Consider the following 10773-nt stretch of genomic DNA (forward strand, 5'->3'; position numbering starts at 1 on the left):
CAAATGGAGGGGTCAATTTGGGAAAGAAAAAGTTCTTATCACTGGCATTTCTGATGCTTTTATTGGTATCGACAGCGTTGTTCGGCTGCAGTTCCAATGAATCTTCGGATAATACCGGAGGAGACAGTGGGGACTCAGAGGATTCTGGGGAACCTAAAGTATTGATCTTTGGACGCGGAGGAGACTCAGTGTCGCTAGATCCGATTGCCGTGACAGACGGAGAATCGTATAAAGTAACAAAAAACATCTTTGATACATTGGTGAACTTCGGTGAGCAGGATACAGAAATAAATCCTGGCCTAGCTACTAAATGGGTTGCCGCTGAAGACGGTTTGACGTATACATTCACACTTGAAGAAGGCGTTAAATTCCACGATGATACGGATTTCAACGCTGAAGCAGTTGTAGCAAACTTTGAGCGTTGGGCAGGCGGAGACGCTGATACGTTCCCATACTATGGTTCAATGTTCGGCGGATTTGCTGCTGACGAAGGCCATGTAATCGAGTCGGTAACAGCTACTGGCGATTACGAAGTGGAATTCAAGTTGAAACGCCCGCAGGCGCCATTCTTGAAAAACTTGGCAATGAGTTCTTTCGGTATCGCTTCACCTACTGCTTTTGAAGCTGCGGGCGATAAATTCGGCGATGAGCCAGTCGGAACGGGACCATTCAAATTTGTTGAATGGAAACGCAACGATTCTATTACTATTGAAAAGAACGCGGATTACTGGGTAGAAGGCGAACCGAAATTGGATCAAGTCATTTTCCGTTCGATTCCAGATAACTCAGCGCGTTTGAACGCATTATTGTCTGGTGAAATTGACTTGGCCGACGGAATTACACCTTCTGACGGCAAAACAATTGAAGGCAATGCGGATCTTCAGTTATTCGAAAGACCATCAATGAACGTCGGCTACCTTGGATTGACGACTACACGTGAGCCTTTCGATGATCCAAAAGTGCGTCAGGCAATGAACCACGCGATTGACAAGCAAGCTATCGTTGATGCTTTCTTTGAAGGACGCGGAGAAGTTGCGAAAAATCCGATGCCTCCAGTAATCAACGGCTATAACGATGATATTGAAGGATATGAATATGATCCTGAAAAAGCAAAACAATTATTGGCTGAAGCAGGACTTCCAGATGGCTTCGAAATGGAGCTATATGCAATGCCTGTACCACGTCCGTATATGCCAGATGGCCAAAAAGTAGCTGAAGCGATTCAGAAAAACTTGGCTGATGTCGGCGTTACAGCGAAAATCGTTTCATTTGAATGGGCAACATACCTTGAAAAAGCTGCAAACGGGGAAGCGGATGCTTTCTTGCTAGGATGGACAGGCGATAACGGCGATGCCGACAACTTCCTTTATGTGTTGCTCGATCAGGACAATATCGGTTCGAACAACTACACGTACTACAAAAACCAGGAATTGCATGATCTATTGATCAAAGCACAGACTGAGGTTGACGAAACAGTTCGTAACGACCTTTACAAACAGGCACAGGAACTCATCCATGCAGACGCTCCTTGGGTTCCACTTGCGCACTCTACACCGTTGTTAGCTGGCGGCAAGAACGTCGTGAACTTCAAGGCCCATCCAACTGGCTCTGATAAACTGGCATCTGTAGATTTAGAGTAGGCATCCAAAGAGGAGAGGTCATCATGATTTCTCCTCTTTTTTTTCCTTAATGGATACATAACGCAAGAGATGGAGAGGTGAAGAAAAATGCTTCACTATATTGGAAGAAGGCTGTTGCAATTAATTCCGGTATTGCTGGGTATGACATTTATTGTATTTTTGATCATCCGCGCAATTCCTGGGGATCCGGCTCAAGTTATCTTAGGCCAACAGGCTTCGGAAGAAGCAATTAAAGCACTGAGGACTACGTTAGGGTTGGATAATCCGTGGTATATCCAGTATTTTGATTACCTGAAAGGGCTGATCACCGGCGATTTAGGGCAATCCCTTCGCACACGGACGCCTGTAACGGATGAAATCTGGCCGTATTTGGCTGCGACAATTGAGTTATCTGTTTTTGCTATTATCATCGCCGTAATCATCGGCATCAACGCGGGCATCATCTCCGCGTGGTTTCAAAATTCATGGTTCGATTATTTAGCGATGATAATTGCATTGATCGGGGTATCGATGCCGATTTTTTGGCTTGGTTTGATGAACCAGTGGATCTTTTCGATTGAACTGGGCATTTTGCCGACAACAGGGCGTGAGAATGTCAGGGACCCAGTCGAGGTTATCACCAATTTTTATGTAATAGATACAATCATCACCGGTCAATTTGAACAGCTGTCGACCGTATTAAAGCATTTGGTGCTTCCAGGAACTGCGCTGGCCACAATTCCGATGGCGATCATCGCCCGCATGACGCGGTCTAGCATGCTTGAAGTGATGCGTTCGGATTATGTCCGGACGGCACGCGCTAAAGGATTGAAAATGTTTTGGGTTGTTTACAAGCACGCATTGAAAAATGCGATTATCCCGGTTTTGACGATTATCGGACTTCAAATGGGTTTGCTTTTAGGCGGCGCCATTTTGACGGAAACGATTTTCGGATGGCCAGGAATTGGCCGCTATATCTATGAAGCAATTGGTTTCCGTGATTATCCGGTCATCCAATCCGGCATTCTGATCGTGGCGTTCATCTTCGTCATGATCAACTTATTCGTCGACCTGGTTTACAGCTTGGTCGATCCGCGTATTAAATATGATTAGAAGGGGGGAAGCAAAAAATGGCTGATGCAGTTACAGATAATAAAGAAATCAAAATGGAAAAAGTCGCTGGTCCCTGGAAAGAAGCATGGCGCGGTTTCCGAAAAAGTAAAGTTGCGGTAGTCGGCATGGGAATCGTCATTTTTTTCATCTTGCTTGCGATTTTTGGACCGCTCTTTACGCCGCAAGGAATCAACGAACAAAACCTGTCGCAGCGCCTCTTGCCCCCTTCTGCTGCTAATTGGATGGGGACGGATGACTTCGGTCGCGATATTTTATCGCGGATTGTATACGGCGCCCGAATTTCGTTATGGGTCGGCTTTTTAGCGGTAATCGCTTCAGTAGTTGTCGGCAGTATTTTGGGCATCTTGGCTGGCTATTACGGCAAATGGGTGGATACGATCATTTCCCGAATTTTTGATATCATGCTCGCATTCCCGAGTATCTTGTTGGCGATTGCAGTTGTTGCGGTTCTTGGGCCGTCGCTCCGGAATGCATTAATCGCGATTGCCATCATTAACGTACCGAACTTCGGTCGCTTGATCCGTTCGAAAGTACTGAGCATCAAGGAAGATGAATACATCATGTCGGCGAAAGCAATCGGCATGAAAGACAATCGAATTTTATTCTCCCACATATTGCCGAATTCTATGGCACCTGTTATTGTGCAGGGTACATTGGCGATTGCAACAGCAATCATCGAAGCGGCCGCTCTCGGATTTCTTGGACTTGGAGCGCAGGCGCCTTCACCTGAATGGGGCAAAATGTTGGCGGATTCACGGTCTTATCTGACAAATGCGCCATGGACCATGATTTTCCCGGGGATTGCCATTATGCTGACAGTACTGGGCTTCAATTTGATGGGCGATGGCCTGCGGGACGCACTTGATCCACGCATGAAGTCATAATAAAAAGTGCCGGACAATTTTTGTCCGGCACTTTTTATATGGATTTTTCGATTTCTGAAGCAATTTCATCCGAATGGTAGTTGTGGTAAGCAATGATCAATAAGTCCAAATGCTCCAGCTGTTCTTCGTAGTCTATGATGGCCGATAAGACGTGCATGAGATGATAAATAGAAAATTCGTTGCCTTCCTGTTCGTGGGCGATGTTGATTTCCTTCACAAAAACCGCCATCATTTCCTGCCTTTTTTCTGCCGCGTCGATTCCGGAAGTTTCACTATGTTCAGGCCGCAATTTTCCGACATACTTCATGTAAAGCTGCTCGTGGTAGCTCGCCAGGCTCTCCAGGCGGTCCTGCACCATCACGTGGAAATGTTCCGGCAGGTCGGTCAACTCGTTTTCAAAACGATGCAGCCGCTTCAGAACTTCCAGGCTTTTCTTGGAAGTGGCAATCATTTGGCGATAAAGCACCAGTTTCCGCGCTTTCGTGTACTGTTGTTTTTTTGTGTAGCTCCGCTCATCTTTGTAAAATGAATACCATTGATCCACCTTGTCCAATTTATTGCTGAGGCTTTCAATATCTTCTTTCAATGTTGTATGTGCGGAAGCATGGCGAATGGAAACGCGAATCCAACGGATAACTTCTTCACTCACTTCATGGATAGAAGTGAAGAGCCGCGTTTCGTATTTTGGCGGCAGGAAAATCAGGTTGACACTGAATGACGCCAAAATTCCAAGCAAGATGGTTCCAAACCGCAACGAAGCAAAAGACAAAAAGTTTGGGTCATGCGATTCCATAATCGCAATGATCGTCACCAAGGTCAGGGGCACGGTGGTCTGGAGTTTCAGCTTCAGCATGATGACAATCGCAAGCATCGCCGCTAGCCCGATGGTCAAGTAATTCGAACCGAGTGTCAAAACGAACATCACCGCAATTGCGGCGCCGATCAAATTCCCATAAACTTGGTCGAGAACAGTCAGGTAGGAACGATAAATGGAAGGCTGGATCGCAAAAATCGCCGCAATTCCCGCAAAGACAGGGGAAGGGAGATCCAGTAAATTCGCTAAAAATAAGGCGAACGAAATGGCGATTCCGGTTTTAAATATACGTGCACCTAGTCTCATGAGCTTTTGGTCTCCTTTCCTCTGTATTTTTTTCAATCCTTTAAAGCTGGCGGAACGCTTCGCGAACCGCTGCAATAGAAGCTTCAACGTCTTGCTGTGTATGCTCAGTGGTCAAAAACCAAGCTTCGTATTTGGACGGAGCAAGGTTAATGCCTTGTTCAAGCATCAATTTAAAAAATCGGGCAAAGATTTCTCCGTCCGTCGCTTCAGCTTGCTCGTAATTTTGGACTCGCTGATCGGTAAAATAGATGGTTAAAGCGCCTTTTAAGCGGTTGATTGTGATTGTAACACCAAATTCTTCAGCCGCGGCCAAGATCCCTCTTTCCAATTGTGCGCCTAGTCTATCCATTTTGTCGTAAACTCCGTCTTTTTGGAGAACTTCGAGGCACGCAATGCCCGCTTGGATGGACGCCGGGTTTCCGGCCATAGTGCCAGCTTGATAAGCAGGGCCGAGCGGTGCGACTGTATCCATAATTTCTTTCTTGCCGCCGTATGCACCGATCGGCAGTCCGCCGCCGATGATTTTTCCAAGAGCAGTCAAATCAGGGGTCAATCCAGACAAGTCCTGCGCACCGCCGTAATGGAAGCGGAATGCCGTGATGACTTCGTCATAGACAATCAATGCGCCTTTTTCTGCAGCAACGCGGTGTACTTCTTTCAAATATCCAGGAAGTGGTTCGACAATGCCGAAGTTGCCGACAATCGGCTCTACCAGGATACAAGCAAGCTCATCGCCCCATTGGTCCATCGCTTCAGAAAATGCAGCAGGATCGTTGAAAGGAACGGTAATGACTTCTTCAGCAATAGTCTTCGGAACGCCGGCCGAATCCGGGATCCCTAATGTCGCCGGGCCTGAACCCGCAGCAACCAGCACCAAATCGGAATGGCCGTGGTAGCAGCCAGCGAATTTCATGACTTTCGTGCGTCCGGTATAGGCGCGCGATACGCGGATAGTCGTCATCACCGCTTCGGTGCCGCTATTGACGAAACGGACTTTGTCCATTTTCGGCATCGCCTCTTTCAGCATTTTGGCGAACTTGATTTCGTGGCGTGTAGGCGTTCCGTATAGTAGGCCGGTCTCAGCTGCATGGCTGATTGCTTTTGTAATGTGCGGGTGGGCATGGCCAGTGATGATTGGACCGTACGCAGCCAGATAATCGATGTATTTATTGCCGTCGACGTCCCAGAAGTAAGCGCCTTTCGCCCGTTCCATGACGATAGGCGAACCGCCGCCGACCGCTTTATACGATCGTGATGGGCTGTTGACGCCGCCGACGATGTGTTGGAGTGCTTCTGCATGAAGCTCTTCAGATGTAGAATGATTCATAAATGATTGCCTCCCAGTTTAATCTCTTACTTATTGTAGACAATATCACTGTTAAACGCCAAAGAAATTGAAACTGCATCGCTGGTCCGGTACGATAGAAGTAGGAAAAGGAGTGATGGAAATGATAGTGTCAGAAGGAATGGTAGCACCGGATTTCTCATTGAAAAACGAAGTGGGGGAAACTGTATCATTGGCGGATTTTGCGGGGAAAAAATATGTCGTACTTTATTTTTACCCGAAAGATATGACGCCGGGCTGCACGACGCAAGCATGTGATTTCCGAGATGCGGAAAAAGACTTTTCCGAATTGAACGCAGTCATTTTAGGAGTCAGTGCTGACTCTGAAAAGCAGCATACGAAATTCATTGAAAAACATGGTTTGCCGTTTTCGCTGCTGGTCGATGAAGACCATAAGATTTCAGAAGCCTATGGGGTATGGGTGGAGAAAAAAATGTATGGCAAGGAATTCATGGGAATCGAACGCTCGACATTCTTGATCGATCCGACCGGAACCGTCATTAAGGAATGGCGGAAAGTGAAAGTGCCAGGCCACATTCAGGAAGTGCTGGAAACCATCAAGACGGTTACGAATCAGTAAAAGGGGAGAGCGAATATGGAAGTCCTATTCACATTTTTGCCTAAAGAACATCAGCAGCAACAGCTGCGGGAAGAATTTCCGGAAGTCCAGTTCCATTTTACTTATAAAGACAAAACGCATCTGCCAGATGCACAAGTACTGGTGACATACGGGGAAGATATCTGTGCTGAAGACATTGAAGCTGCACGAAATCTGGAATGGATCATGGTAGCCAGTGCGGGCATTGAAAAAATGCCGCATGAAGCGATAGCTGCGCGCGGAATTACCGTCTCTAATGTCAAAGGCATCCATAAAACGCCGATGGCAGAGTCGGTCTTGGCACATATCTTGTCGTTAAAGCGTGCGTTGCCTTTTATCTATGAAAGCCAGCATAAAGGCGAATGGAACCGTAAGACCGGTTCGTCCGAATTGCGTGGGTCGACTGCGCTGATTCTGGGCCCAGGGGCCATCGGTTCAGAAATCGGGCGGTTGCTGCTGGCGTTCGGCGTTCAAACGATCGGCTGCAACCGTACTGGCAAAGCTGCAGATTATATGGAGGAAATGGTCGCATTTGAAGGAATCCTCGGCATGTTGCCAAAAGCGGATATTGTTATTTCTGTGCTTCCAAGTACGGCGGAAACCCGGAATATGTTAAGGAAAGAGCATTTCGAGGCAATGAAAAATGACGCCATTTTCATGAATTTCGGTCGCGGGGATTTATTCACGGACGAAACTTTGACCGAGGCATTGGAAGCAAATGAAATCGGAATGGCTGTGCTCGATGTCTTTGCCCAAGAGCCGCTGCCACAGGAGCACCCTTATTGGGGAATGCCGAATATAGTGATTTCTCCACATGCGTCCAGCCATTCTGGCAAATATGTGGAACGGGCACTCCAAGTTTTTGTGCCGAATTTGAAAAAGTGGCTTGCAAAAGACGACAAACCGACAAATCTGGTAAGCATGGAAAAGGGGTATTGAGGTGAAAATCTATACAAAGACGGGCGATAAAGGAACAACTTCGCTTGTATACGGGACGCGGGTAGCGAAAAATGATCCATTAGTGGAAGCATACGGATCTTGCGACGAAGCGAATTCTGCCATCGGTTTGGCTATCAGCCACATGGCAACGGAATTTTTTCAGGAGAAAGACGAATTGGATGCCGTTTTCCATGAAATCCAGACGACTTTGTTTCATGTAGGGGCTGAATTGGCGACGCCTAAAGGTAAAGAAGTGAAATGGAAGCTGACCCAAGAAGACATAGAAAAATTGGAGCGATGGATCGATCGTTTTGATGAAGAAGTGCCGCCGCTGTCCAATTTTATCCTTCCCGGTGGACATCCCGCCGGAGCCGGCCTTCACGTAGCCCGTACGGTTGCGAGGCGTGCAGAGCGGTCAGCGATTTCAATCGGAGAAGAAGTTCCCCCGAACGTATTGGCTTATTTGAACCGCTTGTCTGATTTTCTATTTGTGGCTGCCCGGCTGGTCAATATGCGTTTGGGCCGAAAAGAGAAGGATCTTCACCAATCTTAACATTAGCTATTGCCTTCAAAGCCTACTAATATAGTGATTTCTTGACATTCGCCCTTCTGCTTAGGTACACTAATTATAACGATTATAATGTAAGAATCTAAGAAGTGAGGTGCACAGCGATGTCTGAAGTCCATTTAAAAGACGCGCTAGAGACATTGAAGTCTACAGGTGTCCGAATCACTCCGCAACGGCATGCAATCCTAGAGTTTATGATTCATTCTACGGCGCACCCGACAGCGGATGATATTTATCGAGCGCTTGAAAAAACGTTCCCAAATATGAGTGTAGCAACTGTATATAATAATTTGCGCGTTTTTAAAAGCGCGGGACTTGTTAAAGAGCTGACATACGGCGATTCTTCCAGCCGGTTTGATTTTGTGACCAACGACCATTATCACGTAATCTGCAATGATTGCGGAAAGATTGTCGATTTCCATTATCCTGGCCTGGATGAAGTGGAACAGCTTGCTTCCCACGTTACCGGATTCCAAGTCGATTACCATCGCCTTGAAATTTATGGGACGTGCCAGCAATGCAGCGGGAAGTCCGCGCAAGCCCAATAAAAAACGAGCAGGAAATTTATGCTCGTTTTTTATATTTTTTATTATTTATAGCCAATTAAAAATCCGCCGCAGAATTTATCTGCGGCGGATTTTATTTGCTGAAATCAAATTCAGCTATTCTTTTTATTGTAATCGACGTCGAATTCTTTGCCTTCAAGTTCCGGATCCATTGTCAGCGGTTCACGGCAATGCATGCACATGTCTACGCGCCCAAGCATTTTCGTATGGCGGCCGCAATTTGGACATTGCACGGGAACGGTCTTCATGGACAATAGGCCAATCCAAGCATAGGTGGCTGTACTTCCGATGATAGCGAGCAATCCGAGCAACATGAAAATGACCATAACGACTGGATAGTCTTTGAAGTAAATACCGGCATACATGATAACGATTCCGATGAAGATAAGTGCCAAGGCAAAAGTTCGGATTCGGTTGATTTTATTTTTATAAGGTTTCATAAATTCTTTCCTCCTTGCATCAATCATACTATATCATAATGGAAGGTAAAAAGTGATAATGGTTCATTGTTGCAGGAATAGGGAATAAATATGTCGAAATAGAGAAAAAGCAGATAGATATGCAAGGAGTGGAAACAGATGGAACAAATTCTAAGACCGATTTATCAGGAGAGGGCCAGCCAGGAAAGTACACTTGGCGTCGTGCTTGTTGAAAAGCGGGAAAAGGTGAGTCCGATCACCGATACATTCGATTCGATCCTGCTCATCGTCACCAAGGAAAATGAGATGTCCGTTTATACAAAGCATTATACGTATTTGGATAAAAAAGCGGCGATGCACATCGTAACGGAAAAGCAGCTGAAAAAATGGCTGTTGCTTGGAACCAATCGGAAAATTGTCGATTGGCTTTTCCACGGGCGCATTATCTACGACCGCAATGAATTTATGGGAAAGCTGAAAACCGAGCTGAAGGACTATCCTTTTTACGGGCGCAAGATAAAGATGGGAATGGAGTTCGCGAAGCTGATCCGCCGTTATCAAGAAGGGAAAGTCTTTTTCGAAGGCAAAAACTATTTGGATGCATATCATCATATAGTAGAATCTCTTCATCATTTGGCAAGGCTTGCAGTGCTGGAAAACGGTTTGCCGCCAGAAGTGACAGTCTGGGCGCAAGTAAAACAGATGGAACCGGCAATCTACAAACTTTATGAAGAATTGGTGATGAGCGATGAGCCGCTGGAAAAAAGGCTGGAGCTTTTATTTCTCGCAAGCGAATTTCTCATTCATTCACGGACGAAGGATGGGGCGCGCCACATCCGTGAAGTGATGGAACAAAAACAGCGTTGGACAATCCAGGAGCTTCACGAGCAGGAAGAGCTTCGGAATTATTCTTCGAACCTCGAGGTATTCATTGAATATCTCATCGACAAGGATTTGATTTCTGTCGAAAGCGTTAATACTAAAAGCGAGGGCATCTTCCATCGCTATTATTATGTAGAGAATTGAATCGGAACAACCCAGATAGGAGCCGGCCTTCGCCATGAAGGGCCGGCTCCTATCTGTCAAAGCGGAGTGAATGGCTGCTTGAGAATCCGCGAATAGCTTTCTCTTTTAATAAAATCACAATATCTTTGCATTTATCGTTGACACAGCGATAGGAATCGTATTATGATAATACACGTCGCTAAGAGAGAAACAGTTTTTCGCAATAATAAAAAATGCAAAAAACGCTTGACTCTTCTGGACGTCGATGATAAATTAGAGAAGTCGCTTTTACAGGACGGACATAACATGAACCTTGAAAACTGAACAGCAAAACGTCAACGAAAGACGTCACGAGCGCTTTGGCGCGCGAACGGCTTTTGCGAGGGTTGCCGCAAGGCAATCGGAGCAAAGCTTTTCAACCCCAAGTGTTCGTGGCTTAACTACTGATCAGCATCATGCAGATCAAAAGCGAATCGTGCGTCTTCGGACGGCGATGCGCCAGCAGTATTGAGCAATCAACACTACTCTATAATGGAGAGTTTGATCCTGGCTCAGGACGAACGCTGGCGGCATGCC

11 protein-coding genes are annotated in these 10773 nt (G+C 46.3%); 8 read left to right on the forward strand and 3 right to left on the reverse strand.

Annotated features, from left to right (window positions below):
• Positions 1-17 precede the first annotated feature (17 nt).
• The 3 genes from AC4EHJ_RS16185 to nikC all read left to right on the forward strand — a co-directional run bounded on the left by AC4EHJ_RS16185 (position 18) and on the right by nikC (position 3637).
• On the forward strand, positions 18-1640 hold the full coding sequence (locus AC4EHJ_RS16185) for an ABC transporter substrate-binding protein (protein ID WP_490976636.1): 1623 nt from the start codon (positions 18-20) through the stop codon (positions 1638-1640).
• Between the two features lie 87 nt (positions 1641-1727).
• Positions 1728-2732 (forward strand): ABC transporter permease, encoded by a 1005-nt coding sequence (locus AC4EHJ_RS16190; RefSeq protein ID WP_490976637.1) that lies wholly within the window; start codon positions 1728-1730, stop codon positions 2730-2732.
• A 17-nt stretch (positions 2733-2749) separates the two neighbouring features.
• Positions 2750-3637 carry a nickel transporter permease gene (nikC, locus tag AC4EHJ_RS16195; RefSeq protein WP_490976638.1) on the forward strand — a complete coding sequence of 296 codons (888 nt, stop codon included), beginning with the start codon at positions 2750-2752 and terminating at the stop codon, positions 3635-3637.
• Positions 3638-3671: 34 nt separating this feature from the next.
• Here nikC and AC4EHJ_RS16200 read toward each other — a convergent pair whose 3' ends face one another.
• Together AC4EHJ_RS16200 and AC4EHJ_RS16205 are read right to left on the reverse strand one after the other, a co-directional pair.
• Positions 3672-4757, reverse strand: coding sequence for an FUSC family protein (locus AC4EHJ_RS16200; RefSeq protein WP_490976639.1), 1086 nt, complete (start codon positions 4755-4757; stop codon positions 3672-3674).
• Positions 4758-4797: 40 nt separating this feature from the next.
• Complete coding sequence (locus tag AC4EHJ_RS16205) at positions 4798-6084, reverse strand: glutamate-1-semialdehyde 2,1-aminomutase (protein ID WP_490976640.1); 1287 nt, start codon at positions 6082-6084, stop codon at positions 4798-4800.
• Positions 6085-6205: 121 nt separating this feature from the next.
• Here AC4EHJ_RS16205 and bcp point away from each other — a divergent pair, with 121 nt between their 5' ends.
• The 4 genes from bcp to perR all read left to right on the forward strand — a co-directional run bounded on the left by bcp (position 6206) and on the right by perR (position 8755).
• Positions 6206-6682, forward strand: a complete 477-nt coding sequence (gene bcp / locus AC4EHJ_RS16210; protein ID WP_490976641.1) for a thioredoxin-dependent thiol peroxidase — start codon at positions 6206-6208, stop codon at positions 6680-6682.
• 15 nt (positions 6683-6697) lie between these two features.
• Positions 6698-7639 carry a D-2-hydroxyacid dehydrogenase gene (locus tag AC4EHJ_RS16215; protein ID WP_490976642.1) on the forward strand — a complete coding sequence of 314 codons (942 nt, stop codon included), beginning with the start codon at positions 6698-6700 and terminating at the stop codon, positions 7637-7639.
• A 1-nt stretch (position 7640) separates the two neighbouring features.
• A complete protein-coding gene (locus AC4EHJ_RS16220; RefSeq protein ID WP_490976643.1) occupies positions 7641-8192 on the forward strand; it encodes a cob(I)yrinic acid a,c-diamide adenosyltransferase in 552 nt (183 codons plus the stop codon).
• A 119-nt stretch (positions 8193-8311) separates the two neighbouring features.
• Positions 8312-8755, forward strand: a complete 444-nt coding sequence (perR, locus tag AC4EHJ_RS16225) for a peroxide-responsive transcriptional repressor PerR (RefSeq protein WP_135505116.1) — start codon at positions 8312-8314, stop codon at positions 8753-8755.
• A gap of 110 nt (positions 8756-8865) precedes the next feature.
• Here the strand turns inward: perR and AC4EHJ_RS16230 are convergent, their stop codons facing one another.
• Complete coding sequence (locus AC4EHJ_RS16230; RefSeq protein WP_135505114.1) at positions 8866-9213, reverse strand: YgzB family protein; 348 nt, start codon at positions 9211-9213, stop codon at positions 8866-8868.
• Between the two features lie 138 nt (positions 9214-9351).
• On the opposite strand from AC4EHJ_RS16230, the gene AC4EHJ_RS16235 reads away from it, so the two are divergent.
• Complete coding sequence (locus AC4EHJ_RS16235; protein WP_490976644.1) at positions 9352-10218, forward strand: nucleotidyltransferase-like protein; 867 nt, start codon at positions 9352-9354, stop codon at positions 10216-10218.
• The last annotated feature ends 555 nt before the right edge of the window (positions 10219-10773 follow it).

It is taken from the genome of Planococcus sp. TJ-301 (assembly GCF_058268475.1).